At 69.2% G+C, this 26,312-nt stretch carries 23 protein-coding genes and 1 tRNA gene; 15 read left to right on the top strand and 9 right to left on the bottom strand.

Annotation, left to right across the window (positions count from 1 at the left end; genetic code table 11):
* Positions 1 to 19: 19 nt before the first annotated feature.
* Complete coding sequence (locus BJ972_RS16690; protein WP_129176091.1) at positions 20 to 373, bottom strand: hypothetical protein; 354 nt, start codon at positions 371 to 373, stop codon at positions 20 to 22.
* Positions 374 to 467: 94 nt separating this feature from the next.
* Complete coding sequence (gene gnd / locus BJ972_RS16695; protein ID WP_129176089.1) at positions 468 to 1,925, bottom strand: NADP-dependent phosphogluconate dehydrogenase; 1,458 nt, start codon at positions 1,923 to 1,925, stop codon at positions 468 to 470.
* A 298-nt stretch (positions 1,926 to 2,223) separates the two neighbouring features.
* Here gnd and BJ972_RS16700 point away from each other — a divergent pair, with 298 nt between their 5' ends.
* From BJ972_RS16700 to BJ972_RS16715, 4 genes are read left to right on the top strand one after another with little or no spacing between them, the layout of a single operon-like run.
* Positions 2,224 to 2,730, top strand: coding sequence for a gluconokinase (locus tag BJ972_RS16700; RefSeq protein WP_308790484.1), 507 nt, complete (start codon positions 2,224 to 2,226; stop codon positions 2,728 to 2,730).
* A 27-nt stretch (positions 2,731 to 2,757) separates the two neighbouring features.
* On the top strand, positions 2,758 to 4,161 hold the full coding sequence (locus BJ972_RS16705; RefSeq protein ID WP_373366831.1) for a GntP family permease: 1,404 nt from the start codon (positions 2,758 to 2,760) through the stop codon (positions 4,159 to 4,161).
* A 12-nt stretch (positions 4,162 to 4,173) separates the two neighbouring features.
* Positions 4,174 to 4,944, top strand: a complete 771-nt coding sequence (locus tag BJ972_RS16710; protein WP_129176085.1) for an SDR family oxidoreductase — start codon at positions 4,174 to 4,176, stop codon at positions 4,942 to 4,944.
* Between the two features lie 24 nt (positions 4,945 to 4,968).
* Positions 4,969 to 6,012: an L-idonate 5-dehydrogenase gene (locus BJ972_RS16715; protein WP_129176083.1), complete on the top strand. Its 1,044-nt coding sequence runs from the start codon at positions 4,969 to 4,971 to the stop codon at positions 6,010 to 6,012.
* A 59-nt stretch (positions 6,013 to 6,071) separates the two neighbouring features.
* Here BJ972_RS16715 and BJ972_RS16720 read toward each other — a convergent pair whose 3' ends face one another.
* On the bottom strand, positions 6,072 to 6,782 hold the full coding sequence (locus BJ972_RS16720) for a FadR/GntR family transcriptional regulator (RefSeq protein WP_129176081.1): 711 nt from the start codon (positions 6,780 to 6,782) through the stop codon (positions 6,072 to 6,074).
* Between the two features lie 183 nt (positions 6,783 to 6,965).
* Between BJ972_RS16720 and BJ972_RS16725 the strand changes: the two genes are divergently transcribed.
* The 3 genes from BJ972_RS16725 (at position 6,966) to mfd (ending at position 12,047) form a co-directional block, all read left to right on the top strand.
* Complete coding sequence (locus tag BJ972_RS16725; protein WP_129176079.1) at positions 6,966 to 7,589, top strand: 50S ribosomal protein L25/general stress protein Ctc; 624 nt, start codon at positions 6,966 to 6,968, stop codon at positions 7,587 to 7,589.
* 172 nt (positions 7,590 to 7,761) lie between these two features.
* Positions 7,762 to 8,346, top strand: coding sequence for an aminoacyl-tRNA hydrolase (pth, locus tag BJ972_RS16730; protein WP_129176077.1), 585 nt, complete (start codon positions 7,762 to 7,764; stop codon positions 8,344 to 8,346).
* A 56-nt stretch (positions 8,347 to 8,402) separates the two neighbouring features.
* Positions 8,403 to 12,047 carry a transcription-repair coupling factor gene (mfd, locus tag BJ972_RS16735; protein ID WP_129176075.1) on the top strand — a complete coding sequence of 1,215 codons (3,645 nt, stop codon included), beginning with the start codon at positions 8,403 to 8,405 and terminating at the stop codon, positions 12,045 to 12,047.
* 42 nt (positions 12,048 to 12,089) lie between these two features.
* Here mfd and BJ972_RS16740 read toward each other — a convergent pair whose 3' ends face one another.
* A complete protein-coding gene (locus tag BJ972_RS16740) occupies positions 12,090 to 13,286 on the bottom strand; it encodes a Na+/H+ antiporter NhaA (RefSeq protein ID WP_129176073.1) in 1,197 nt (398 codons plus the stop codon).
* Positions 13,287 to 13,392: 106 nt separating this feature from the next.
* Between BJ972_RS16740 and BJ972_RS16745 the strand changes: the two genes are divergently transcribed.
* Entirely contained in the window at positions 13,393 to 14,100 is a 708-nt protein-coding gene (locus BJ972_RS16745; RefSeq protein WP_129176071.1) for a nucleoside triphosphate pyrophosphohydrolase, read from the top strand.
* Positions 14,101 to 14,112: 12 nt separating this feature from the next.
* On the opposite strand, the gene BJ972_RS16750 is transcribed toward BJ972_RS16745, so the two are convergent.
* The 4 genes from BJ972_RS16750 to BJ972_RS16765 form a co-directional block, all read right to left on the bottom strand.
* Positions 14,113 to 15,186, bottom strand: a complete 1,074-nt coding sequence (locus tag BJ972_RS16750; RefSeq protein WP_241830855.1) for an ABC transporter permease — start codon at positions 15,184 to 15,186, stop codon at positions 14,113 to 14,115.
* Positions 15,179 to 16,114 carry an ABC transporter ATP-binding protein gene (locus BJ972_RS16755; RefSeq protein WP_241830854.1) on the bottom strand — a complete coding sequence of 312 codons (936 nt, stop codon included), beginning with the start codon at positions 16,112 to 16,114 and terminating at the stop codon, positions 15,179 to 15,181. The genes BJ972_RS16750 and BJ972_RS16755 overlap by 8 nt, the downstream gene beginning before the upstream one ends.
* Before the next feature lie 221 nt (positions 16,115 to 16,335).
* Entirely contained in the window at positions 16,336 to 17,907 is a 1,572-nt protein-coding gene (locus BJ972_RS16760; RefSeq protein WP_164989964.1) for an HNH endonuclease signature motif containing protein, read from the bottom strand.
* A 137-nt stretch (positions 17,908 to 18,044) separates the two neighbouring features.
* Entirely contained in the window at positions 18,045 to 18,506 is a 462-nt protein-coding gene (locus BJ972_RS16765; protein ID WP_129176065.1) for a hypothetical protein, read from the bottom strand.
* 107 nt (positions 18,507 to 18,613) lie between these two features.
* Here BJ972_RS16765 and hisS point away from each other — a divergent pair, with 107 nt between their 5' ends.
* The 7 genes from hisS to BJ972_RS16800 all read left to right on the top strand — a co-directional run bounded on the left by hisS (position 18,614) and on the right by BJ972_RS16800 (position 25,262).
* Positions 18,614 to 19,867, top strand: coding sequence for a histidine--tRNA ligase (gene hisS / locus BJ972_RS16770; protein ID WP_129176063.1), 1,254 nt, complete (start codon positions 18,614 to 18,616; stop codon positions 19,865 to 19,867).
* Between the two features lie 159 nt (positions 19,868 to 20,026).
* The gene (eno, locus tag BJ972_RS16775) at positions 20,027 to 21,307 is read left to right on the top strand and encodes a phosphopyruvate hydratase (RefSeq protein WP_129176061.1); all 1,281 of its coding nucleotides are present in this window, start codon (positions 20,027 to 20,029) and stop codon (positions 21,305 to 21,307) included.
* 106 nt (positions 21,308 to 21,413) lie between these two features.
* On the top strand, positions 21,414 to 21,962 hold the full coding sequence (locus BJ972_RS16780; protein ID WP_129176060.1) for an FtsB family cell division protein: 549 nt from the start codon (positions 21,414 to 21,416) through the stop codon (positions 21,960 to 21,962).
* Positions 21,959 to 22,480, top strand: coding sequence for a DUF501 domain-containing protein (locus BJ972_RS16785; protein ID WP_129176058.1), 522 nt, complete (start codon positions 21,959 to 21,961; stop codon positions 22,478 to 22,480). The genes BJ972_RS16780 and BJ972_RS16785 overlap by 4 nt, the downstream gene beginning before the upstream one ends.
* On the top strand, positions 22,477 to 23,742 hold the full coding sequence (locus BJ972_RS16790) for a S8 family serine peptidase (RefSeq protein ID WP_129176056.1): 1,266 nt from the start codon (positions 22,477 to 22,479) through the stop codon (positions 23,740 to 23,742). The genes BJ972_RS16785 and BJ972_RS16790 overlap by 4 nt, the downstream gene beginning before the upstream one ends.
* 42 nt (positions 23,743 to 23,784) lie before the next feature.
* The gene (locus BJ972_RS16795; RefSeq protein ID WP_129176054.1) at positions 23,785 to 25,182 is read left to right on the top strand and encodes an NAD(P)/FAD-dependent oxidoreductase; all 1,398 of its coding nucleotides are present in this window, start codon (positions 23,785 to 23,787) and stop codon (positions 25,180 to 25,182) included.
* 7 nt (positions 25,183 to 25,189) lie between these two features.
* Positions 25,190 to 25,262, top strand: a tRNA-Leu gene (locus tag BJ972_RS16800).
* 117 nt (positions 25,263 to 25,379) lie between these two features.
* Here BJ972_RS16800 and BJ972_RS16805 read toward each other — a convergent pair.
* On the bottom strand, positions 25,380 to 26,306 hold the full coding sequence (locus BJ972_RS16805) for a Ppx/GppA phosphatase family protein (RefSeq protein WP_129176052.1): 927 nt from the start codon (positions 26,304 to 26,306) through the stop codon (positions 25,380 to 25,382).
* Positions 26,307 to 26,312 lie beyond the last annotated feature (6 nt).

Below are 26,312 nucleotides of genomic sequence, written 5' to 3' on the forward strand. Positions count from 1 at the left end.
TGCCGCTCGTCGTCGTCGCTCAGGCGCCGATCTCGTCGCCGCGGAATGTCGGAGCCGAGGGGATGAGCCCGAGTTCGGCGATGCGACGCTCCCCGTGGCTCGTCGTGACGGCGAAGCACTGCCAACCGAGCCCGCTCGGGCCGAACTCGAAGCGTGTCGAGACGGAGGCCGCGCCGGGGGCATAGACGCTCGCCGTCACGCGGCACGCCGAATCGGCCGTGCGTGCGGTGTAGCCGACGCCGACGATGACGGCGGGCAGGAGGAGGGCTCCGAGGGCGAGCGAGACGGTCACGCGCATGGCGATGATCATTCCGCGGCTGCGGATCGGGCGCTCCGTCGGTTCGTATCCGTCGAGCTCGGGATTCTCGCTCATACGCTCGCGCCGTCATCCGCGCCATCGTCGAGCAGAGACGACGACGGCGGGACAGGGCCGCAGCCCCGTCCCGCCGTGCGGTTCATGCGTGTGTTCAGTGTGCGTCGACCGCGGAGATCTCGGTGCGGTCGCCCGACCACAGCGTGTGGAAGGTGCCGTCCTTGTCGATGCGCTTGTAGGTGTGCGCACCGAAGAAGTCGCGCTGGCCCTGAACGAGGGCAGCGGGCAGGCGGTCGGCGCGGAGGCCGTCGTAGTACGACAGCGACGAGCTGAACGCGGGAGCCGGGATGCCCGACTGGGCCGAGGCGACGACGATGCGGCGCCAGGCCTCCTGGGTCTCGGTGAGCGCGTCGCGGAAGTACGGGGCCGTGAGTAGGGCCACGAGGCCCGGGTTCTCGTCGTACGCCTCGGTGATGCGGTTGAGGAACTGCGCGCGGATGATGCAGCCGCCGCGCCAGATCTTCGCGATCTCGCCCTTCTTGATGTCCCAGCCGTACTGCTCGGCGCCGGCGACGATCTCGTCGAAGCCCTGCGAGTAGGCGACGATCTTGGACGCGTAGAGGGCCTTCCGCACGTCTTCGACGAATGCGTCGGCGTCGTCGACGGTCCACGAGGCCGAGGGGCCGGGGAGGTCGGAGGCGGCGGCGCGCTGGGCGGGCTTCGACGACAGCGAGCGCGCGAAGACGGCTTCGGCGATGCCCGAGACGGGAACGCCGAGGTCGAGGGCGGACTGCACGGTCCAGGCGCCGGTGCCCTTGGCACCGGCCTGGTCGAGGATGACGTCGACGAGGGGAGCCCCGGTCTCGGCGTCGACCTGGCGGAGCACCTCGGCGGTGATCTCGATGAGGTACGACTCGAGCTCGCCGCGGTTCCACTCGGCGAAGATCTCGGCGATCTCGGCGGGCGACTTGCCCGTGCCGCGGCGGATGAGATCGTATGCCTCGGCGATGAGCTGCATGTCGGCGTATTCGATGCCGTTGTGGATCATCTTGACGAAGTGACCCGCGCCGTCGGTGCCGACGTGCGTCACGCAGGGCTCGCCCTCGGCGACGGCGGCGATCGACTTCAGGATCGGGCCGAGGGTCTCCCACGCTTCCGCCGAGCCGCCGGGCATGATCGACGGGCCGTTGAGCGCGCCCTCTTCGCCGCCGGAGATGCCGGCGCCGACGAAGTTGATGCCCGTCTCGCGGACGGCCTTCTCGCGGCGGATGGTGTCGGTGAAGAGCGCGTTGCCGCCATCGACGATGATGTCGCCGGGCTCGAAGGCCTCGACGAGCTGGTCGATGACGGCGTCGGTTCCCCGGCCGGCCTGCACCATGATGATCGCGGTGCGCGGCTTCTGGAGGCTCGCGGCGAACTCGTCGATCGTGGAGGCTGCGACGAAGCCGGCCTCGGGGTGCTCGGTGATGAGCGTCTCGGTCTTGGCGTACGAACGGTTGTAGACCGCGACCGTGTTGCCCTCGCGGCTCGCGAGGTTACGGGCCAGATTCGAGCCCATGACCGCGAGGCCGACGACGCCGATGTTTGCAGCAGGCTGCGGGGAATCCGCCATGAAATTTCTCCTCGTGATGTCCGTGCGAGTGCACGGGGAATGCGATCGGGTTTCTCTGCCGACGACTCGAGATACGGGGGTCGGGGACCCGAGTACACGCTAGCAAATCGCGTGTTGCCGAGTTCTCACATGTCGGGTATCCGGGGTGAGAGATCCTCGACCCGACGGGTCGCGAGGGGTTGAGTGCCGTTCGACGTCGTGTTACGGTAACGCAATAAATCTGATTTATTGCGGAGTCAACACTCAATAGTCAGATGTAACGGAGCGTCTGAGGAGTGAGATGAATACTGTGCCGCGCGTGCCACTGATCGTCATGGGAGTCTCCGGCTCCGGCAAGTCGACGATCGGCCAGTCCCTCGCCGACGCCTTCGGCCGCGAGTTCATCGACGGCGACGACCTTCACCCCACCGCCAACAAGCAGAAGATGGCCGCCGGCCACGCGCTCAACGACGAGGACCGCGCGCCGTGGCTCGAAATTATCGCCCAGCGCATCGGCTCCGAACTCGCCGAGGGGCAGCCGATCGTCGTCGCGTGCTCGGCCCTCAAACGTCGCTACCGCGACCAGCTCGTCTCGTACGCGCCCGAGACGGTCTTCGTTCACCTCATCGGCGAGCGCGACGTCATCGCCGAACGCCAGTCGCACCGCACACACGAATACATGCCGACGAGCCTCCTCGATTCGCAGTTCGCGACACTCGAGCCTCTCGACGATGCCGAGAACGGCTTCGTCGTCGACGTGACCCTGACCCCCGAGCAGATCGTCGCCGCTGTGCGCGACGAGCTCGGCACCCCCCACGCGGGCTGATCCGGCCCCGATTCGCAAAGGACAATGATGACCGACCTCGATCTCAACTGGACGCTCGGTACGCCGGGTCTCCTCGGCATAGCCGTCGCCGCCATCGGTGCGCTGCTCCTCATGATCATGAAGTTCCGCATCCACGCGTTCCTCGCGCTCATCATCGTGAGCGTGCTGACGGCGGTGGCGACGGGAATCCCCGCGGGCGGACTCGTCGGAGTCCTTCTCGGAGGCTTCGGAAGCACCCTCGCGAGCGTCGCTCTGCTCGTCGGCCTCGGAGCGATGCTCGGTCGCATGCTCGAGGTGAGTGGCGGCGCGCAGGTGATGACCGACGCCCTCATCTCGAAGTTCGGTGAGAAGCGGGCGCCCCTCGCGCTCTCCATCGCCTCGCTCGCGTTCGGCTTCCCGATCTTCTTCGACGCCGGACTCGTCGTGATGCTGCCGATCATCTTCACGGTCGCACGCCGCCTCGGTGGCTCGCTCTTGCTGTACGCGTTCCCCGCGGCCGCGGCCTTCTCGGTCATGCACATCTTCGTGCCGCCGCACCCCGGCCCCGTCGCGGCATCCGGCCTGCTCGGTGCCGACATCGGTCTCGTGCTCGTCTTCGGACTCGTCATCGCCATCCCGACCTGGTACCTCGCCGGCTACCTCTTCGGCCGCTTCCTCGGTCGACGCTTCGACCTTCCCGTCCCGACGATCCTCGACGCGAAGGAGGGATCGGCAGAGACCGAGTTCCGCTCCGCACCGAAGCTCGGCACGATCGTCTTCCTGCTGCTCTTGCCGCTCGTGCTCATCTTCCTCAACACCGGCCTCAACACGGCCGCGACCGCGGGCCTCGTCTCGCTCGACGACACGTGGGTGCAGATCCTCCGCCTCCTCGGCGAGACACCCATCGCCCTCCTCATCACCGTGCTCTTCGCCATGTGGCTGCTCGGATGGCGCCAGAAGAAGAAGCCGAGCCTCGTCGAGACCGTCGTCGACAGCGCGCTCGGCCCGGTGTGCTCGATCATCCTCATCACGGGAGCCGGTGGAATGTTCGGTGGCGTGCTCCGTGCGAGTGGAATCGGCAACGCCATCGCCGACTCACTCGACGCGATCGGCCTCCCCGTCATCGTCGCGGGCTTCGTCATCGCCGCCGTCGTGCGTCTCGCCCAGGGATCGGCGACCGTCGCCCTCACGACCGCCGCGGCTCTCGTGCAGCCCGTCGTGCTCGGCAACCCCGACTACAACCCGGCGCAGGTTGCGGCAATCGTGCTGAGTCTCGCCGCAGGCTCGGTGTTCGCCGGACACGTCAACGACTCGGGCTTCTGGCTCGTCAGTCGCTTCTTCGGCATGGACACGAAGACGACGCTCAAGACGTGGACGGTGGGCCAGGCGCTCATCTCCGTCATCGGTTTCGCGTTCGCGCTGGCGATCTTCGCCGTCGTCAGCACCTTCTAGGACGGCTCAGCTATGACGAACCTCTTCGACCTCACCGGGCGCATCGCTCTCGTCACGGGCTCCAGCCGCGGCATCGGCCGCTCGATCGCACACGGCCTCGCCCGCGCGGGCGCGACGATCGTGCTCAACGGTCTCGACGCCGAGCGTCTCGAGGCGACGCGCGCCGAGTTCGCCGCGGAGTACGGTGACGACCGCGTCGTCGCCCGCGCGTTCGACGTCACGGACGCCGACGCCGCGGCCGAGGGAATCGCGTGGATCGAACGCGAGGTCGGGCCGCTCCGCATCCTCGTGAACAACGCGGGCGTGCAGCACCGCGTGCCGATGCTCGACCTCGACGTCGCCGACTGGGAGCGGGTGCTCACGGTCAACCTCACGAGCGCCTTCCTCGTCGGGCGTGAGGCGGCCCGCCACATGATCCCGCGCGGTCAGGGCAAGATCATCAACGTCGCGTCGGTGCAGACCGACCTCGCGCGGCCGACGATCGCCCCGTACACGGTGTCGAAGGGCGGCATCCGCAACCTGACGCGCGCGATGACGGCCGAGTGGGCCGGCCACGGCATCCAGGCGAACGCGATCGCTCCGGGGTACATCCACACCGAGATGACGCAGAACCTCGTCGACGACGAGCAGTTCAACTCGTGGATACTCGGCCGCACCCCGGCGCACCGCTGGGGCACCGTCGACGACCTCGCAGGGCCCGCCGTCTGGCTCGCCTCCGACGCGTCCGACTTCGTCAACGGCCAGGTCGTCTTCATCGACGGCGGCATGACGGTCGTCGTCTGACGACCGCAGGAAAGAGCAGAGATCATGACTGAGATCCCCACGACGGCGCTCGGCGTCGTCGCCCACGCGGCCGGCGACATGCGCGTCGAGCCCGTGACGATCCCCGCAGCCGGCGCCGACGACGCGATCGTCGAGATCGCCTACGGCGGCGTCTGCGGTTCCGACCTGCACTACTGGCAGCACGGAGCGGCGGGGGAGTCGATCCTCCAGGCGCCCATGCTCCTCGGGCACGAGGTCGTCGGCACGGTCGTCCGCGCCGCCGAGTCGGGCGGCCCGGCGGCGGGCACGCGTGTCGCCGTGCACCCCGCGACGCCCGGCACCGGTGACGGCTCGCGCTACCCCGCCGATCGCGCGAATTTGTCGCCCGGGTGCACCTACCTCGGCAGCGCCGCGCGCTTCCCGCACACCGAGGGCGCCTTCGTGCGTTACGCAGTGCTCCCGAAGCACATGCTGCGACCGCTGCCCGAGGGGCTCTCGCTCCGCGATGCGGCCCTCGTCGAACCGGCGAGCGTCGCGTGGCACGCGGCGTCGAGGGCGGGGGATGTCGCGGGCAAGCGTGTCCTCGTCGTCGGGAGCGGTCCGATCGGAGCTCTCATCGTCGCCGTCGCCCACCGGGCCGGCGCAGCCGAGATCGTCGCCGTCGACATGCACGACACCCCGCTCGAGATCGCGACGGCGGTCGGCGCCACGCGCGTCATCCGTGCGACCGACGCGGAGGCCATCGCCGCGGTCGACGCCGACGTGGTCTTCGAGTCCTCCGGCAACCACCGCGGCCTCGCCTCGGCGTTCCGCGGCGCGACGCGCGGTGGTCGAGTCGTGATGGTCGGTCTCCTGCCCTCGGGCGAACAGCCCGCCCTCATCTCGCTCGCGATCACGCGGGAGCTCGAACTCGTCGGATCGTTCCGCTTCACGGATGAGATCGACGACGTCATCCTGGCGCTCGCCGACGGCTCTCTGCAGGTCGACGCCGTCGTCACGCACGAGTACCCCGTCGCCGACGCGCTCGCCGCGTTCGAGACGGCGCGCGACTCGGCGACGAGCGGCAAGGTGCTGCTGAGCTTCGCCTGATCGCATCACCTGAACGCGCAGAACGCCCGGGCCCCTCGGCCCGGGCGTTCTGCGCACGCTCAGTGCTCGCGCGGTGTGTCGAGCCAGACCTGCTCGACCTCGGCGATCGTGCGGCGCATGATGCGGTCCATCGCGGTGCGTGCGGCGTCGGGGTCGCGCGACTGGATGGCGTTGGCGACGTCGACGTGCAGCTGCAACGCCTCCTCGTGCGGGTGGTCGGGCATGAGCCCGTAGTCGGTGCGACCGCGCAGCACCTCGCCGATGACGTTCCTGAGGTGCGAGAACATCTCGTTGCCCGACGCCGCGAGCACGAGCGAGTGGAACTGGATGTCGAGTTCGAGGAACGTCTGGAGGTCGCCCGACCGGCCGACCGCGCGCATGCGTGCCGCGACGGCCATGAGCTCGGCGGCGATGTCGTCGGGGGAGTGCCGGGCGGCGAGCTCGGCGGCGGCCGGTTCGACGGCAGCGCGCAGCTCGGTGAGCGAGCGCAGCTGCGCACCCTTCTGCTCGCTCGCGATGCGCCAGCGGATGATCTCGGGATCGAAGACGTTCCAGTCGGCGCGCGGGCGGATGCGGAGCCCGAGCCGGGGAACCGGCTTCACGAGGCCGAGCGACTGCAGCACACGGACGGCTTCGCGGACGACCGACCGCGAGACGCCGAGAGCCTCCTCGATGCTGTCGGTGTGCAGCGAGGTGCCCGGCGCGAGCTCGCCCGAGACGATTCGCGTGCCCAGGTTCTCGATGACGAGACTGTGCAGGCGGGAGCTCATGGATCGAGACTATCCCTGGTAGGCTGAGCGACTGAACTTCGGCGAGGGATGTCGGCGGTGCACGCCCCGACTCCGTGATCGACGCGGTGGGAGCGAGCTTCACGGCGATTCCTCACGCGCATGCGTTCGAGTTGAACAACAGACCTCAGATCTGGGCCGCGAGCCCTTCAAGGAGATATAGACATGGCTGACAACAGCAACAACCACCTCGTCGCCGAAGCGCGCGAGACCTTCGGCAAGGGTGCGGCTCGCAAGATCCGCGCCATCGGCAAGATCCCCGCCGTCATCTATGGTCACGGCACCGAGCCGCAGCACGTCACGCTGCCGGGCCACGAGACGGCGCTCATCCTGCGCAAGTCGAACCAGGTCCTCGAGCTCGACATCGCCGGCAAGACCGAGCTCGCGCTCGTCAAGGACGTCCAGAAGGACCCGGTCCGCCAGATCATCGAGCACATCGACCTCATCGTCATCAAGAAGGGCGAGAAGGTCCAGGTCGAGGTTCCCGTGCACCTCGTCGGCGAGACCTTCTCCGGCACCACGGTCGACCAGGACCTCCACGTCCTCAAGCTCGAGGTCGAGGCGACGCACATCCCCGAGAACGTCGAGGTCAACGTCGAGGGTCTCACCGAGGGTTCGCACGTCTACGCGAAGGACGTCGTGCTCCCGAAGGGCGCCGCGCTCATCGATGACGCCGAGGCGCTCATCCTCACGGTCTACGTGCCGACCGGCAACGCCGAGGACGAGGCCGCTGACGAGGCCGTCGCCGCTGCGGCGTCCGCCGAGTCCGCCGCCGAGGCGGCTGAGTAGTCAGTCGACGTCGTCGCGAGGGCCTGAACCCCGCCACCGAGTACGCTCGGAGGGCAGGGTTCGGGCCCTTTCTTCATGAACGGGGAGCACCGTCTCTTCATGAACAGGGAGCACCGTGGGAATCTTCGATCGACTCTTCGGCGGCCGAGAGGCAGCGAAAGGACGTGACGCGGTGAGCGTTGAGACGTGGCTCGTCGTCGGGCTCGGAAACCCGGGACCGCAGTACGCGGGCAATCGCCACAACGTCGGTCAGATGGTCGTGCGCGAGCTCGCCGACCGGCTGCACACGGGCCTCAAGCGCCACAAGACCGGCGCACTCGTCGCCGAGGGCTTCCTCCGCCCCGGTGGCCCGAAGCTCGTCCTCGCCGTGTCGACCGGCTACATGAACACGTCGGGCGGTCCCGTTGCGGCTCTGCTCCGGTTCTACTCCGTGCCGCTCGAACGTCTCATCGTCGTGCACGACGAACTCGACGTTCCCTTCGACACGGTGCGGTTGAAGAGCGGCGGCGGCCACGGCGGTCACAACGGCCTCCGCGATATCGGCAAGGCCGCCGGCTCGCCCGACTACCTGCGCGTGCGCGTCGGCATCGGCCGCCCGCCCGGCCGTCAGGACCCGGCCGACTTCGTGCTCCGCGACTTCGCCGGCGACGAGCGCCAGGCGCTCCCCATCCTCGTCTCGGATGCCGCCGACGCCGTCGAGCTCCTCATCGACTCGGGTCTCGTCGCCGCGCAGCAGAAGGTGCACGCCCCGCGCTGAGCGCAGCCGAGGCTCCGCCCGGCGTCCGTGTCGGATGTCGCGCGTAGACTTCTCGGGTGATCCTCCAGGGCTTTCTCACGGCGCTTTCGCGCGCCTCCACCATCGACGACGCCCTCGGCAACGCGCTCTCGAGCGCTGACTTCGCCGGACCCGACGGCCTCACTCCTCCGCTGCTCGCCGGCCTGCTCGAGCGTCGTGCCGCCGCCGGCCTCCCGCCCGTGCTCTTCGCGGTCACCGCGACGAGCCGCGAGGCCCAGAGCCTCGCGTCGAGCCTCGAGGCCTACCTCGGCGACGCCGAGATCCTCGAGTTCCCCGCGTGGGAGACCCTTCCGCACGAGCGACTGAGCCCCAGTGCCGAGACGGTCGGTCGCCGGCTCCAGACGCTTCGCCGTCTGCACGAGTACTCGAATGACCTCGGCCCGCGTCATCCGCTCGTCGTCGTCGCCTCGGTGCGTGCCGCCCTGCAACCGGTCGCCGACAATCTCGCCGAACTCGCTCCGATCGCCCTCGGCGAGGGCAGCCGCGGCCACGACCTCTCGCAGATCGCGGCGCGCCTCGTCGACCTCGCCTACGGTCGTGTCGACATGGTCGCCCGGCGCGGCGAGTTCGCCGTGCGCGGCGGCATCCTCGACGTCTTCCCGCCGACGGCCGATCACCCGTATCGCATCGAGTTCTTCGGCGACGAGGTCGAGCAGATCCGAGCGTTCCAGGTCGCCGACCAGCGATCGATGCCCGAGCCGATCGCGACCGTCGAACTCGCGCCGAGCCGAGAACTCCTGCTCGGCGAGTCGGTGCGCCAGCGCGCTCGCGAGATGCTGCACGAGTTCCCGAACCTCGCCCAGATGCTCGAGAAGATCTCCGAGGGCATCCCCGTCGAGGGCATGGAGAGCCTCACGCCCGTGCTCGTCGATCGGCTCGTTCCGGTGACGACCTACCTTCCCGCGGGCTCCGCCGTCGCCATCCTGCAGCCCGAACGGGTCGCGAGTCGGGCCGCGAGCCTCGCCGACACCAACCGGGAGTTCCTCGCCGCCGCGTGGAGCGCCGCGACCGCCGGTGGCTCCGCCCCCATCGATCCGACCTCCTCAGGACTCGACACGGGAGACTTCCTGAGCCTCGCCGAGCTTCGCGAGAGCGTGCTCTTCACCGCCCCGGGCACTCGCGACGCGGGCGCGGTGTGGTGGACGATGAGCGTCTTCGACGCCGACTCGGAGACCGACTCGACGCACCACGCGATCGCGGCCCAGGCCGTGCCGAGCTTCCAGGGCAACGTCATGGGAGCGGTCGACCACGTCGTCGCGCGTCTCGCCGACGGCTGGTCGATCGTCATCGCCTCGGCGGGCCACGGGCTCGTCGACCGTGCCGCCGACGTCCTCGCCGAGCGCGAGGTGCCCGCGCGTATCGTCGAGTCGATGCCCTCCGATCCCGAGCCCGGTATCGCGTACCTCCTGCAGGCGCCGGCGGCTCGAGGCGTCGAGGTGCCCGAGATCAAACTCGGGCTCCTGAGCGAGGCCGACTTCTACGGCCGGTCGACGAGCTACGACTCGCGCGGTCCGAAGAAGCTCGCGGCGCGGCGACGGAACGTCGTCGATCCGCTGCAGCTCGTCGCGGGCGATCACGTCGTTCACACGACGCACGGCATCGGTCGGTTCGTCGAGATGGTGCAGCGCGAGGTCGCCGCGGGCGCCCGCCCCACGGGCCCCAGCCGCACAGCGGGAATCGCGAGTCAGCCGACGATCGTGCGCGAGTACCTCGTCATCGAGTACGCGCCGTCGAAGCGGGGTCAGGCGGGCGACCGTCTCTTCGTGCCGACCGACCAGCTCGACCTGCTCTCGCGGTACGTCGGCGGCGAGGCTCCGACGCTCTCGAAGATGGGCGGCAGCGACTGGGCGCAGGCGAAGGGCAAGGCCCGGAAGGCCGTCCGCGACATCGCCGTCGAACTCGTGAAGCTCTACTCGGCGCGCATGGCGGCCAAGGGCCACGCCTTCGGGCCCGACACGCCCTGGCAGCGCGAGCTCGAAGAGGCGTTCCCGTACGCCGAGACGAACGACCAGCTGCAGACGATCGACGAGGTCAAGGCCGACATGGAGCGGCCCATCCCGATGGATCGACTGCTCGCCGGCGACGTCGGCTTCGGCAAGACCGAGGTCGCCGTGCGCGCGGCCTTCAAGGCGATCCAGGGCGGCAAGCAGGTCGCCATGCTCGTTCCGACGACACTCCTCGTCAAGCAGCACCTCGAGACGTTCTCGGAGCGGTTCGCGGGCTTCCCCGTGCACGTGCGCGCGCTCTCGCGCTTCCAGTCCGACAAGGAGGCGCGCGAGACAATCGCGGGCCTCGCCGACGGCACGATCGACCTCGTCATCGGAACCCATCGCATCCTCACCGATTCGATCAGCTTCAAAGACCTCGGACTCGTCATCATCGACGAGGAGCAGCGCTTCGGCGTCGAGCACAAGGACGCTCTCAAGAAGCTCAAGACGAACGTCGACCTGCTCGCGATGAGCGCCACGCCCATCCCGCGCACGCTCGAGATGGCCGTCACCGGCATCCGTGAGATGTCGACCCTCGCGACGCCGCCCGAAGACCGTCATCCGATCCTCACGTTCGTCGGGCCGTATTCCGAGAAGCAGGTCGGCGCCGCAATCCGTCGCGAGCTGCTGCGCGAGGGCCAGGTGTTCTTCGTCCACAACCGCGTGTCGTCGATCAACCGGGTGGCCGCCCAGCTCGCCGAACTCGTGCCCGAGGCGCGCATCGCCGTCGCGCACGGTCAGCTGGGCGAGCACCAGCTCGAGCAGATCGTCGACGACTTCTGGGAGCGGAAGTTCGACGTGCTCGTCTCGACGACCATCATCGAGACCGGCCTCGACATCGCGAACGCGAACACGATCATCATCGACCGGGCCGACAAGTACGGCCTGAGCCAGCTGCACCAGCTGCGCGGCCGCGTCGGCCGCGGGCGTGAGCGTGCGTACGCGTACTTCCTCTACGACGAGACGAAGCCGCTCAGCGAGACGGCCCACGACCGCCTCTCGACGATCGCCGCCAACAACGACCTCGGCAGCGGCATGCAGGTCGCTCTCAAAGACCTCGAGATCCGCGGCGCGGGTAACCTGCTCGGCGGCGAACAGGCCGGTCACATCGCGGGCGTCGGTTTCGACCTGTACCTCCGCATGATCGGCGAGGCGGTCTCGGCCTTCCGAGGCGATGTCGCCGAGGGGCAGACCGAGCTGCGGCTTGAGTTGCCGATCGAAGCGCACATCCCGGAGACCTATGTCGACAGTGAGCGCCTTCGCCTCGAGGCCTACCAGAAGCTCTCGGCGGCGAGTGGCCCGGCCGCGGCCGAGGGGCAGATCGACGCGGTGCTCGAAGAGCTCACCGACCGATACGGCACGCCACCGGCCTCGGTCGAAAACCTCATCGCGGTGTCGCGCCTTCGCCGTCACGCGCAGCGCGCGGGTCTCTCCGAGCTCATCGCGACCGGCACCCGCCTGCGTCTTGCTCCGGCACGCCTGCCCGATTCGCTGCAGGTGCGCCTGCAGCGCCTGTACCCCGGCGGCAAGTACTTCGCGCAGAACGACGTCGCGCTCGTGCCGTTCCCGGTCGTCGACGGCGTGCCGCTCACCGACGAGAAGCTCGTCGCGTGGGTGCAGCAGCTGCTCGAGGCGCTCTTCCCGCTGCCCGAGAAGGCGGCGGTCGCGCCCTAGCGGCGGCTACCCCTCGAGGCGGCGCGATCTAGCGACGGTGCCTCACCGTGAGAGCGCGCCGCCGACGCCGGCCGCTGCCCCGAGCCTCCGGTAGTGCCGCGATCGCAGCGTCACGACGATCGCCGAGAGCACCATTGCGATGCCCGAGCCGAGTAGCACGGCGAGCGTGCCCTGGTCGGTGATGCCCGGCAGGCCGGCGAACGCGAGCTCGTTCATGAGCAGCGACACCGTGAAGCCGATGCCGCCGAGCGTGCCGATGGTGGCGAGGTCGACCCACGTGAGCGACGTGCCCGTGCCGCGGCGGAGCAGCAACCCGCCGAGCACGCCCGCGAGGGTGATACCGATGATCTTGCCGAACGGCAGGGCGATCACGATTCCCCAGAACGCCGGATCGAGCTCGGTCGGGCTCGCCTGAGGGATCGCGACGAGCGCGGCCGAGAAGGCGAACAGCGGCAGCACGACGGCGTTCGACCACGGCTCGAGCGCGTGGACCGCTCGGCCTCCCGGGCGCCGCGCCATGACGAGGCCGAGGGCGACTCCGGCGATCGTCGCGTGAACACCCGACTGGTAGACGAAGTACCACGCGAGTGCTCCGAGCACGATGAGTCCGGCGGCGATCGGCCAGACGGGGAGCCGCGCGAGGCGGTAGGCGGCGCGCGGAGCGAGGAGGCGGCTGAGCACGCCGAACGCCGCGACGGCGATCACGGCGAGAGCGAGCGAGGCGAGGTCGGCGTCGGTCGTGAAGAAGAACGCGATGATGAGGATCGCGACGAGGTCGTCGAGCACGGCGAGGGCGAGGAGGAACACGCGCACGCGCGTCGGGATCCAGCGACCGAAGACGGCGAGCACGCCGAGGGCGAAGGCGATGTCGGTCGCCGTGGGGATCGGCCAGCCGTCGGCCGTCGGTGTGCCGGCGGTGAAGGCGAGGAAGACGAGCGCGGGCACGACGACGCCGCCGAGCGCGGCCATCGCGGGCAGGCTCGCCTTCGAGACGCTGTTGAGATCGCCGATGGCGAGTTCGCGTTTCAGTTCGACCGCGACGATGAAGAAGAAGATCGCGAGCAGGCCGTCACTGATCCAGTGGCCGACCGAGAGATCGAGGCCGAGCGAGGCCGGGAGGTGGGCGTTCTTGGCCGCGATGAGGTCGACGCCGAACGGCAGGTTCGCGAGGACGAGGCCGACGACGGCCGCGATGAGGAGGAGAAGGGCGGAGACCCTCTCGGAACGGAGGACGTGCATGAGACCCCTGTCGTGGGTGCGGTTGATCGATGCGGCCTGACGGCCGGCCGACCAGACTTCCCGGCACTCCTCGATCACTCTATCGGCTGCCGCCTAGGCTGATCGCATGGCACACGAGTTCGAGGGGCGGGGTCTCGCCGGCCTCGTCGAGATGACGGCACGACTTCGCGGACCGGGCGGATGCCCCTGGGATGCCGATCAGACGCATGCGTCGCTCGTGCAATACCTCGTCGAAGAGACCCACGAGCTCATCGAGGCGATCGAGACGGGCGACCGCGGCGAGATGATCGAGGAGCTCGGCGACGTGCTCTACCAGGTGCTCTTCCACTCGGACATCGCCGCCCACACCCCCGGCGAGGACTTCGACATCGACACGGTCGCCGATCACATGACGGCGAAGATGGTCGCGCGTCATCCGCATGTCTTCGGAGATCGCGAGGCCGACACGGCCGCCGATGTCGTCGCGTTCTGGGACGACGTCAAGGCGACCGAGAAGCCGCACCGCACGAGCGTCCTCGACGGCATCCCGATGGGGATGCCCGCGCTCGCCCTCGCCGACAAGATGATCGGACGCGCCGAGCGCGTGGGTGCGCCCGTCGCGGTCGAGCGGGCGGATGACGTCGCGGTGGCCGAACTCGATGCTGCCGACCCCGATGCAGGCCCCACCGAAGAGGAACTCGGCGACCAGTTGCTGGCGATCGTCGCGGATGCGCGCGAACGCGGCCTCGACTCCGAACGCGCGTTGCGGGGGGCGCTCCGCAGGCTCGGCGATCGCATTCGCGAGACCGAGGGATCAGCAACCGCCCAGGCGTGACACGCGGTGGGCTCAGGCGATGCGTGCGCCCTTCGGCAGACGGCCCGCAGGGGTATCGGTGCGCCGGTAGGCGAAGAACATGAGCCCGGCGCCGAGCACAATGTGGATCGCGAGCCCGACGAACCACGACGGGATCGTGCTGTCGTAGATGTCGCGCTGCGTCGGATACGACTCGTCGTCGCCCTCCGCGGGATTCCACGAGGCGCACTCGTCGTAGAACGACTCGAGTTCGGGCGCCTGCTGCGACGAGCGCACGGTCGTCGACAGCCAGCCGAACGCGTCGGTCGGGCTGCCGTACTCGTTCCACCGGGGCGGTACCGCGTCGGCGAGGACGACGTAGGGGTTCGCCGCGAGGATTCCCCAGTAGTAGTCGAAGCGCGGGACCTCATAGGTGTACGTCGTCGGCTCGCCGCACACGACCTCGTCGTTCGGCCCGGCGTCGTTGTCGGTCGCGGTCCAGTCGATGGGCACGTTCGTGACGGTCACGGTGCTGCGCGTCGCGGTTCCGCCGAGCACGAAGGCGATCGGGGTGCCGATGCTGAGGACCGCGATGACGAGGTACGTCACGACGACCGAGAAGAGCGGCCGGTTCAGGATGCCGGAGAGCCCGACGCCGATCGCAGCGATGACGCCGAGCTCGATCGTGAGCACGAGCGTCGATACGGCGATCGTCACGAGAGAGACCTGGCCGAGGGCGACGGCAACGACCAGGAAGGGCATCGCCGCGGCGAGGAAGGCGAGCCCCGTGATCCACGCGGCGAGGAACTTGCCGATGAGCAGTTGCCCCGTCGTGATGAGCGTGACCTGCGTCGTCGCGAGGGTTCCCGCGTCGCGTTCGCCGTTGATGGCGTTGCCGCTCAGCGCGGGAGAGACGAGGGTCACGAGCAAGAGGACGAAGAACACGATCGTCGAGAAGATGCCGCCGCCGCCGTCATCCCAAGCGTTCGTCGATACCCACAGCACAGCGGTCACGATGCCGACGATCACGAAGAACACGCCGAGCAGCACGTACCACGCGACACCGCGGACGCGCTGGCGGAGGTCGAGCGTGACGATGAGCCACATGCCGCGAAGGAACTCAGCCACGGATGCCTCCCGGGGTGTTGCGACCGGAGAGGTCGAGGAACGTGTGCTCGAGATCGCCGACGACGGGAGCGAAGTGGGTGACGGGCACGCCCGCCGTCACGAGCCGCGTCAGCAGGGCGGCCGCGGCCGTGTCGCCCGAGACGGAGACCGTCGTGCCGAGCGCATCGGTGACGGCGCCATCGCCGATCTCGGCGAGTGCGCGCTCGAGGAGGGCGGGGTCGAGTGAGCGGATGCGCCAGTCCCGAGCGCTCGTGCGGGCGCCCGCGATCGCCTCGCGGCTCGCGGTCTCACCGCGATCGAGATAGACGGCCTCGTCGGCGAACTCGTCGAGTTCGGCGAGAACGTGGCTCGAAACGAGCACGGCGGCTCCGCCCGCGGCGAGTCGCCGGATCTGGTCGCGCAGATCGACACGCGCGGCGGGGTCGAGGCCGGAGGCCGGTTCGTCGAGGAGGAGCACATCGGGGGAGTGCACGAGGCTGCGCGCGAGGCTCAGTCGCTGCTTCTGCCCGCGCGAGAGGACGCGGGTCGGGCGGTCGGCGAGTTCGTCGAGTCCGACCTCATCGATGAGTTCGGCGGCGCGGCGGGATGACTCGGAGCGCGTCATCCGATACATCCGGCCGGTCGCGACGAGGGTGTCGCGCACCGAGAGGCTCGGCCACGAGCCGAGCACGTCGGGCATCCAGCCGATGCGGGAGCGGACCGCGGCCGGATCGCTCGTCGGGTCGGCGCCGTTGATGCGGATCGATCCCGAATCGGGGCGGAGCAGAGTCGCGAGCATGAGCATGAGGGTCGTCTTGCCCGAGCCGTTCGGGCCGATGAGGCCCGTCACGCTTCCGTGTCGCACCTCGAGGCTCGCCGACCGCACGGCGTGCACGTCGCCGAACGCTCGCGCCACCGCGCTGACGTCGATGCCGATGTCTGCTGTCACGTCGCCCCTCGCTCGCATCCTGATGGTTCGGATTCCCGTCGGTTCGGATTCCCGTCGACCCTAACCGGTGTGAGTGACCGAACGGAGGTACGCCGCGTGGGCAATGCATGTTCGTTCGATGGTCGACTCGTGAACGGCTCGCGCGAAGAACCGCAGCTTGCTGCGGCCGTTCGAGCCCCACGCGAGGGATCAGAAGGGCGGCGGATCAGAAGGGCGGCGGATCAGAAGGGCGGATTCTCGGGCAGGACGCCGCGCGTTCCGTCGGGCGGAGTCGGCGGCGGTGTTTGCCGCAAGCGCGGTGATGGTGATTCGTCGTGTGGTGATTCGTCGGGTGGCGCTCCGGTCTGGCGCGGGCGCAGGGGCATGGCGTTGGTAGGGAACGTTGTGTAGGTATGGCCGAGGGGTGAGGTCCAGGTGAGTGTGCCGTCGCTCGTGCTGTCGCCGCTGGTGGTGTGGGTGGCGGTCCATCCGGTGTGGTGTTTGAGGGTGTGGTGTTTGCGGCAGAGGTGCGCGAGGTTGTCGAGGGTGGTGGGTCCGCCGTGTTGCCAGTCGGTGGTGTGGTCGATGTCGGCGGTGAGGGCGGGTTGGTTGCAGCCGGGGAAGCGGCAGGTGGTGTCGCGGTGCTGGAGTGCGGCGCGGAGGTCGGGTGGGACGGTGTAGCGGTCGCGTCCGACGGAGAGGGTGGTGCCGGTTTCGGGGTGGGTGAGGATGCGGATGCAGCTTGTCGCGTCGCCGGCGAGTTCCCGGGCGGTCTCGATGGGGATGGGTCCGTAGCCGTCGAGGGTCGCGGGTTCGTCGGTGTGTCCGAGGAGGGTGAGTGCGGGCACGGTGATCATCACGGTCGGCCGCGGCCCCCGGCGGCGTCGTGGTGCGGTGGTGGGGTTCGTGGGCTCGTTGGTCTGCGGTGTCCCGGTGAGGAGGTCGATGAAGACGTCGGTGCGGAGTTGGGTGAGGGTGCGGGTCTCGTCGTCCGCGGTGGCGAGGTGTCCGGCGATGTCGGAGAGGCGGGTGTCGATCGTGATCGCGGTCGCGGCGGGCAGGTAGGCGTTCAGCCAGGACATGCCGTCGTGCGTGTGCGTGAGCCCGACGCGTCGTTTCGCGACTGCGCTCTGGTGGCGGGTGGTGATCGAGTCGGGGTGCAGGCGTTCACGCAGGGTGCGGGCGCGACGCTGCAGTTGCGGGGGAGTCGAGCTTTCCGCGATGGGAAGAACGGCATCGATGAACGCGGCACGGTGTTCGCCGGGGAGAGAGGAGGTGTGGTCGAGGAGGATCTGCGCTTGCCGGAACCCGAGCCGCCCCGCAGCGACATGGTCGAGGAGGGTGGGGGTGTCGGTGTGGAAACGTTCCGCGTCGTCGAGACGCATCTGGATGAGCCGTTCGGATACGGTCAGTGCGCACGCGATCTCCGCGATGAGGGATCGGCGCGCCATCTCGATATCGCGCGACGTTCCCCGCGTCGGCTCGGCAGCCTCGATCGCATCGGTCGTGGCGGCCATGCGGGCCAGGACCCGGGCGCGGTCGGCCGCGATGCGGTTCTCCTCCGCCTCGAGCTGCTGCAGGGTACGCAGATCGAACTTGAGCGACGCCCGCGGCGACCATCCCGCACCATGGGGTAAACCCGACGAAGCAGAAGTGATGGGGTGTGCGTCATCGGCGACGTCGTCGTCGGCCCGCCACTCAGCGATGAGTCGCTCGGCAACGGCCCGCTCGGCGGCGGTGAGCGGCGGATCGAACCCGTCCTCGTCGCACGCCATATCGATGTCGACCTCGAGCAGGACCGGCAGCGAAGACACACCATGGGCGCCGGGGCCGGGGGGAGTGTGCCGTGCTGTCATGAGACAACTCTGCAGGCAACCACCGACACTCCCGCGATGAGCCGTCGGACGCGGTCGACAGCCGGATCCACCAGCATCCTGCGCGGAGACCGCGCTCACCCCCGACGCGCCACCGCAAGCGATCGGGCGATCATGAGCGAGGCGGGGATGTGCCCTGCCGCAAGGACGACGGCTGAGCCGACGACCCACACGTTGCTCAGGCCGAGCCCCGTGGCCGCGAAGACGATCACTGGCGTGATCGCCATCGGCACCGGAACGCCCCAGAACGGCCCGTACAACGCCGTGACCGGTCGCCCGCTGATCAGGTACCGAGCCCAGAGCAGGTAGTACGCGACGAGTCCGACCAGAACCGGGATCGCCCACCACCCGTGCACGGCGCCGGGCTCGGTGATCACCGGCACCACGGCGCACAACGCCTGACCGGCTCGCTCGACACCGCTGAGGATCGGCGGAATCCGAGTGCTCGGGAAACCCTCTCGGGGCGGAAACACGAGCACGAGCAGGTTGGGAAGGATGACGGCGAGCGACACCACGAGCCCGAGCACTGAGAACCCCACGCGTCACCCCCTTCCTGGGTCGTCGGAAGTTTCCCACACGCGCCAGCCCCGACCGCCGCTGACATCACCAGCAAACCCCACCCGCGCGATCCTGGAAGAATGGGCGCATGGCCCAGACCGTCACTCCGCCGCGCGGCATGCGCGACTTCCTCCCCGCTGAGAAGGCTCGTCGTGAGCGCGCTCTCGCCGTCATCCGTCGCTCGTACGCCGCGCGCGGATTCGACGAGATCGAGACGCCCGTCGTCGAGGACTCGGCGCGACTGCACGCGGGGCTCGGCGGAGACAACGAGAAGCTCGCCTTCGCGGTCATGCGCCGCGCGCTCACGAGTGACGACCTCGCGGCCGCCGCGGCATCCGGCGATGCCCTCGCCCTCGCCGACCTCGGCCTCCGATTCGACCTCACGGTGCCCCTCGCACGCTTCTACGCGACCCACCGCGCCGCTCTGCCGCCCGTGTTTCGCTCGGTGCAGATCGCACCCGTGTGGCGTGCCGAGCGCCCGCAGAAGGGCCGCTACCGCCAGTTCGTGCAGTGCGACATCGACATCATCGGCGAGGCAGGACCGCTCGCCGAGCTCGAGCTTCTCGAGGCGACACTCGCGACCCTGGCCGACCTGGGGCTCACCGAGTGCGTCATCCGCATCAACGACCGCCGCATCCTCTCGACGCTCCTCGCTCACTGGGGCGTGCCGGAGGATGCCCGTGAGCGCGCGCTCATCACGATCGACAAGCTCGACAAGATCGGTGCGCAGGGCGTCGCCGACGAGCTCGCCGCCTCGGGCGTGACCGCCGGTGGAGTCGCCGAGACCCTCGACGCCATCGCGAACGCCGGGTGGGAGCTTCTCGACGCCGGCGCACCCGCCTGGCTCGACGAAGCCGCCTACGCCGACCTGCTCGCCCTGCGCGCCGCCCTCCCCGGCGCCGAACTCGTCTTCGACCCGACCCTCGTGCGCGGCATGGGTTACTACACGGGCACGATCTTCGAGATCGCGCACCCCGGCTTCGGCTACTCGCTCGGCGGCGGCGGACGCTACGACAACATGATCGGCCGATTCCTCGGGCAGAGTGTTCCCGCGTGCGGGTTCTCGATCGGTTTCGAGCGCATCGTCGACCTCGTCTCTCTCGACGAGGACGGCGCGGCCGACTCGGTCGTGCTCGTCTATGACCGCGATGTCGCGCTTCCCTCCCTCCTCGCGCTCAAGTCCGACCTCGTCGCAGCGGGCCGCCGCGTGCGGCTCGAGAAGCGCGTGAAGAACCAGCGCGCACTCCTCGAACGCATTGCCGCCGACGGCTTCGACGCGTACGCCTTCGTCTCGGCGGACACCCCCGACGCGGCATCCCTCGACTTCCGCCCGTTCGCCTGAGTCGGCCCGCCGACGGGTCGTCGCGAGCGCAGACGGCTCGCGAACAACGGATGACGGTGACGCGCGCGTTCACGGCATCAAGCCAGTCTCAGTAGACTGTCCCGCGGATCACGACGGCGTCGTCCGACAAATAACACCACCCCACAAGAGGAGACAGTTGTGGCTTTCATCGAGGCAGTGACCGCTCGCGAGATTCTTGACTCGCGCGGCAACCCGACAGTCGAGGTGGAGGTGCTCCTCGACGACGGCGTTCTCGAGCGTGCGGCGGTTCCGTCCGGCGCATCGACCGGCGCCTTCGAGGCTTACGAGCTCCGCGACGGCGACGCGAGCCGGTACCTCGGCAAGGGCGTGCAGAAGGCTGTCGACGCAGTCATCGACGAGCTCGGCCCGGCGATCGAAGACCTCGACGCCACCGACCAGCGTCTCGTCGACGCCGCCCTCATCGAGGCCGACGGCACCGACAACAAGTCGAAGCTCGGCGCCAACGCCATCCTCGGCGTGAGCCTCGCCGTGGCCAAGGCCGCTGCCCAGAGCTCGAACCTCCCGCTCTTCCGCTACCTCGGTGGCCCGAACGCGCACACGCTGCCCGTTCCGATGCTCAACATCATCAACGGTGGCGCGCACGCCGACACCGGCGTCGACATCCAGGAGTTCATGGTGCTGCCGATCGGCGCGCCGACCTTCTCGGAGGGCCTCCGCTGGGGCGTCGAGACGTACCACTCCCTCAAGAGCCTCCTCAAGTCGAAGGGCCTCGCAACCGGCCTCGGCGACGAGGGTGGCTTCGCGCCCGACCTCTCGAGCAACCGCGCGGCTCTCGACCTGATCTCCGAAGCGATCGAGAAGGCCGGCTTCACCGTCGGCTCCGACATCGCTCTCGGCCTCGACGTCGCATCGACCGAGTTCTTCGAGAACGGCGTCTACCGCTTCGAGGGCAAGGACCTCTCGGCGGCCGATCTCTCGGCGTACTACGCCGAGCTCGTCGCCAACTACCCCCTCGTCTCGATCGAGGACCCGCTGGCCGAAGACGACTGGGCCGGCTGGACCGCCCTCACCGCCGAGCTCGGCTCGAAGGTGCAGCTCGTCGGCGACGACCTGTTCGTCACCAACCCGAAGCGCCTCGCCGACGGCATCGCGCAGAAGGCCGGCAACTCGATCCTCGTCAAGGTGAACCAGATCGGTACCCTCACCGAGACTCTCGACGCCGTGACCCTCGCTCAGCGCTCGGGTTACACCGCGATCCTGTCGCACCGTTCGGGTGAGACCGAAGATACGACGATCGCCGACCTCGCGGTCGCGACCGACGCCGGTCAGATCAAGACGGGCGCGCCCGCTCGCTCCGAGCGCGTCGCGAAGTACAATCAGCTTCTGAGGATCGAAGAAGAGCTCGGCGACGCGGCGGTCTACGCCGGTCGCTCGGCGTTCCCGCGCTTCACGGCTTAGTCGTCACGCAGAGGGAGGGCCGACGCGGCCCTCCCTCTGTTGCGTTTCCGGGCACGGAGATCTCGAGCACTGAAGTTTCCAGACCACGGAAAGAGGGGTGGATGCCATGGCACGACGTCCCTCGCGCTCCGCGCCCGACGTCCGCCGTGAGAGCGAGTCGGTGCAGACCGGCTGGCTCAGCGGCATCCGTTTCTCGGGCTTCACCATCATCATGTTCGGCATCATCGTGCTCGCCGTGGTCGTGCTCGCGCCGAGCCTCAAGGTCTACGCCGAGCAGCGCGCGCAGATCGTCGCGCTCGCGGCCGATGTCGCCGCGAAGAACGCGCAGGTCGACGATCTGACCGCCGAACGCGAGCGGTGGAACGACACGACCTACATCCAGACCCAGGCGCGTGAACGCCTCTACTTCGTGAAGCCCGGCGAGGTGAGCTACCTCGTCGTCAACGACCTGCCGCCCGAGAGTGCGGACGGCGAGGCCGCGCCGATCTCCGACACGGTCGAAGAGACGCGGCCCGATTGGATGCGCACGCTCCTCGCCTCCGTCGTCACCGCGGGTCTCGCGCCCGCGCCCGGCGACGCCGAGCAGCCTGCCGACACTGCGCCTGCCGACACCGCCCCCGCAGACACCGCCCCCGCCGAGGGAGACACCCCATGACCCGACCGCCCTTCGACGCGGTGAGCGAGCGCGACATCGCGATCGTGTCCGCGCAGCTCGGCCGCCCCGCACGCAACGTCATCGGCATCCCTGCTCGGTGCGTGTGCGGTGCACCGACGGTCGTCGCGACCGCTCCGCGCCTCGCCGACGGCACGCCGTTCCCGACCCTCTACTACTTGTCGCACCCCGCCGCGACGGCGTCGCTCTCGTACCTCGAGGCCGCGCACCACATGGTCGAGTACCAGGCGCTCCTCGCCGATGACGACGAGCTGCGTGCGGGCTACGAGCAGGCTCACCGCGACTACCTCGCCGACCGCGAGGGCATCCTCGTCGTGCCCGAGATCGCGGGCTTCTCGGCCGGAGGCATGCCGACCCGCGTCAAGTGCCTGCACGCGCTCGCCGCCCACGCGCTCTCGGCCGGCCCCGGGGCGAACCCCATCGGAGACCTCGCACTCGCGCAGGCCACCTGGAGCCCCGCGGTCTGCGAGTGCGTCGACTACGGGATCGATTCGGCGTGAAGCGCGCCCGCGTCCGAGGCATCCGCGTTGCCGCCGTCGCCGTCCTGAGCCTCGCGTTCGTGACGGTCGGCTCGAGCGCTGCGCACGCCGACCTCGTTCGCGACTACCAGTACTGGCTCAGCGACTACGGCTTCACGACGGCGTGGAACACCTCGCGCGGCGACGGCGTCACGGTCGCCGTGATCGACACGGGCGTCGACGGAACGGTCGCCGAGATGCAGGGCGCGATCGTCGGCGGCACGGATGTCTCCGGGATCGGCTCCCCGAACGGCCAGACGCCCGTCGGAACGGATGACTCGCACGGCACGATGGTCGCCGGGCTCCTCGCGGGCCGAGGCTCAGGGCCGGGCAACGGCGTCATCGGTGTGGCTCCCGACGCCGACCTCCTCACGATCTCGGTCGCCTTCGGCGCGAACACGGGTGCGACGAGCGACAACGACACCCAGATCGCCGAGGCCGTGCGCTGGGCCGTCGACAACGGCGCCGACGTCATCAACATGTCGCTCACGCGGAACACCGCGGACTGGCCCGAGAGCTGGGACGACGCGTTCATGTACGCGTTCGAGAACGACGTCGTCATCGTCGCCGCCGCGGGCAACCGCGGTGCGGGAACGACGGCCGTCGGAGCGCCGGCGACGATCCCCGGCGTGCTCACCGTCGCGGGTGTGAACCGCGACAAGGTGGCGAGCTTCGACGCGTCATCGCAGGGCATCACGATCGGCGTCGCCGCCCCGAGCGAAGACCTCGTCGGCGTCATCCCGGGCGGAAGCTACGTGAAGTGGAACGGCACGAGCGGTGCCGCGCCGCTCGTCTCGGGTCTCGTCGCCCTCGTGCGTGCGGCGTACCCCGACCTCGACGCGGGCAACGTCATCAACCGCATCACCGCGACCGCCGACCTGAACGGTCACGAGGCGGGCGGGCCGATCTACGGCTACGGACTGATCAACCCGCCGGGCGCGTTGACGGCCGATGTGCCGCTCGTCGACAAGGACCCTGCCGCCGAGCTCGCCGAGTGGATTCGCGTGCACCGGCGGGCCGATGTGCCGCCGGATCAGTCGGGCGAGACTCCCGTGCCGCAAGAGATCGTGCCCATCAAAGATCCGCCGCTTCCGCGTGCCGCGAACGAGGCTTCCCTGTTCCCGACGACGTGGACGCTCACCTATATCACGCTTCCGCTCGTCGTGGTCACGGGATTTGGTACGCTAGCAGCGCTGTTGGGCATCGGCGCCACTCGGCAACTCAAGCGAGCCGCACGCGAATAGCGTGGTCTCGCACAGAAAGTATTTACGAGGAGTTCATTCACCGTGCCCAAGATTCTCATCGTCGGTGGCGGCTACGCCGGTTTCTACACGGCGTGGAAGCTCGAGAAGCACCTCCGTGCCGGCGAGGCCGAGGTTACTGTCGTCGACCCGCTGCCGTACATGACGTACCAGCCCTTCCTCCCCGAGGTCGCCGCCGGATCGATCGAACCGCGTCACGCCGTCGTTTCGCAGCGTCGTCACCTGAAGAAGACCAACGTCATCACGGCGAAGGTCACGAACATCGACCACGCGTCGAAGACGGCGACGATCACGCCGCCCGTCGGCGAGGCGTACGAGTTCTCGTACGACATCATCGTCGTGACCGGCGGCGCCGTGTCGCGCACCTTCCCGATCCCCGGTGTCGCCGACAGCGCCATCGGCCTCAAGACGATCGAAGAGGCCGTCGCGATCCGCGACCGCATGCTCACGAACTTCGACAAGGCCGCGAGCCTGCCCGCCGGCCCCGAGCGTGAGCGCCTGCTCACCGTCGTCGTCGTCGGTGGCGGCTTCGCCGGCATCGAGGTCTTCGCCGAGCTGCGTTCGTTCGCGAGCTCGCTCCTCACGTACTACCCGCAGCTCTCCTTCGAGGAGACGCACTTCCACCTCATCGAGGCCATGGGTCGCATCATGCCCGAGGTTTCGCTGCCGACGAGCCACTGGGTGCTCAAGCACCTCGCTCAGCGCGGCGCCGAGGTGCACCTCGACACGCAGCTCAAGTCGGCCGTCGACGGTCACATCGAGCTCTCGACGGGCGAGTCCTTCGACTCCGACCTCATCGTCTGGACCGCCGGTGTCATGGCGAACCCGACGATCGTCCGCAACAGCGACCTCCCCGTCGAGGAGCGCGGCCGCATCCGTACGCGTCCCGACCTCCGCGTCGGCACCGACGAAGAGTTCGTGGCCGACGCCTGGGCCGCCGGTGACGTCTCGGCCGTCCCCGACCTCTCGGGCGGTGGCGTCGGCGGCTTCTGCGTGCCGAACGCTCAGCACGCCGTGCGTCAGGGCAAGCTGCTCGCGAAGAACATCGTGGCCGTCATCCGTGGCGAAGAGCCGCGTCAGTACTTCCACAAGAACCTTGGCGCCGTCGCCGGTCTCGGCATCGGCTCGGGCGTCTTCCAGTCGGGCAAGATCGCGATCAAGGGTGTCGTCGCGTGGTTCGCGCACCGCGGCTACCACGGCCTGGCCATGCCGAGCTTCGAGCGCAAGTTCCGCGTGTTCTGGGGCTGGTGGAACAACTTCTGGCTCGGACGCGACATCGTCTCGCTCTCCGCGACGCAGCACCCGCGTGCCGCGTTCGAGGAGTTCGCGTCGCGACCGAAGCCCGCAGCCGACGCCGCTCCGGCACCGGCCGCAGTGAAGGCCCCGGCAGAGAAGCCGGCCAAGGAGACCGTGGGGGCCTGACGCCCCCGCCCCCGTAGCCCAATGGCAGAGGCAGGCGACTTAAAATCGCTTCAGTCTGGGTTCGAGTCCCAGCGGGGGCACCCTCACAACGCTTGAAGCGCGCAAGCGCGCACCAGTCTCGGCGTCACGAATGTGCTCTTCAGGCACGGCGAACAGCACATTCGTGACGCCGAGACTTCTCTGCGGGCGTGGGCACGCTAGACCAGGCGGTCGAGGTAGCGCAGCAGGATGCCCTCGCGGAGGGCCCACGGCGAGACCTCGAGCTCGCGCACACCGAAGGCGCGCATGGCCTCCGTGAGCACGATGCCGCCCGCGACGATCTGGAACGTGCGGTCGACCGTGATTCCCGGCAGCGCAGGCCGGGCATCGGCGGGGATGCGCGCGAGGCGCGGAATCCAGTCGTCGAGCTGCGCGCGGCGCAACAGGGTGCGATCGAGCGACCCGACGCCGTCGACGACCGAACCGGCGAGACGCGCGAGCGAACGGATCGTCTTCGACGAGCCCGAGATGTGCGCGGCGCGCGGCAGGTTCGCGAACGCGGGCAGCGCATCGTCGAGAACGGATGCCGCGTGCTCGCGCAGCGCATCCATCTGAGCCTGCGTCGGGGGATCGTCGTGGAGGAACCCGATCGTCGATCGCCCGGCGCCGAGGGGGAGTGAGAGCGCCACCTCGGGGTACTCGTCGCCTCCCGCGGCGATCTCGAGCGAGCCGCCGCCGATGTCGAAGAGCAGCATGTCGGCCGCCGACCAGCCGTACCAGCGCCGCACGGCGAGGAACGTGATGCGCGCCTCGTCGATGCCCGAGAGCACCTGCAGCTCGACACCCGTCTCGGCGGCGATGAGGGCGAGCACGGCGGCACCGTTCGTCGCCTCGCGGAGCGCCGACGTCGCGAAGGGCAGGAGTTCTTCGATGCCCGCGGCTTCGCCGGCCCGCACGGCCGCGCGAACGGCATCGACGATCGCCGTGACGCCGTCGTCGCTGATCGCACCGTCGTCGGTCAGGTACCGCATGAGCCGCAGCACGGATTTGTGCGACGAGTCGGGGATCGGGCGGGCGCCGGGGTGCGCGTCGACGATGAGCAGATGGACGGTGTTCGACCCCACGTCGAGTACTCCGAGTCGCATGGTGCA

This window comes from Agromyces atrinae (assembly GCF_013407835.1).
Lineage (GTDB): Bacteria > Actinomycetota > Actinomycetes > Actinomycetales > Microbacteriaceae > Agromyces > Agromyces atrinae.

Coding starts and splice junctions, on each gene's coding strand:
- BJ972_RS16725 (WP_129176079.1), top strand. CDS start 6,966: ATGGCTGACAACAGCAACAACCACCTCGTCGCCGAAGCGCGCGAGACC.
- BJ972_RS16780 (WP_129176060.1), top strand. CDS start 21,414: ATGGCACGACGTCCCTCGCGCTCCGCGCCCGACGTCCGCCGTGAGAGC.
- BJ972_RS16715 (WP_129176083.1), top strand. CDS start 4,969: ATGACTGAGATCCCCACGACGGCGCTCGGCGTCGTCGCCCACGCGGCC.
- BJ972_RS16785 (WP_129176058.1), top strand. CDS start 21,959: ATGACCCGACCGCCCTTCGACGCGGTGAGCGAGCGCGACATCGCGATC.
- BJ972_RS16740 (WP_129176073.1), bottom strand. CDS start 13,286: ATGCACGTCCTCCGTTCCGAGAGGGTCTCCGCCCTTCTCCTCCTCATC.
- gnd (WP_129176089.1), bottom strand. CDS start 1,925: ATGGCGGATTCCCCGCAGCCTGCTGCAAACATCGGCGTCGTCGGCCTC.
- BJ972_RS16710 (WP_129176085.1), top strand. CDS start 4,174: ATGACGAACCTCTTCGACCTCACCGGGCGCATCGCTCTCGTCACGGGC.
- hisS (WP_129176063.1), top strand. CDS start 18,614: ATGGCCCAGACCGTCACTCCGCCGCGCGGCATGCGCGACTTCCTCCCC.
- BJ972_RS16705 (WP_373366831.1), top strand. CDS start 2,758: ATGACCGACCTCGATCTCAACTGGACGCTCGGTACGCCGGGTCTCCTC.
- BJ972_RS16720 (WP_129176081.1), bottom strand. CDS start 6,782: ATGAGCTCCCGCCTGCACAGTCTCGTCATCGAGAACCTGGGCACGCGA.
- BJ972_RS16805 (WP_129176052.1), bottom strand. CDS start 26,306: ATGCGACTCGGAGTACTCGACGTGGGGTCGAACACCGTCCATCTGCTC.
- BJ972_RS16690 (WP_129176091.1), bottom strand. CDS start 373: ATGAGCGAGAATCCCGAGCTCGACGGATACGAACCGACGGAGCGCCCG.
- BJ972_RS16745 (WP_129176071.1), top strand. CDS start 13,393: ATGGCACACGAGTTCGAGGGGCGGGGTCTCGCCGGCCTCGTCGAGATG.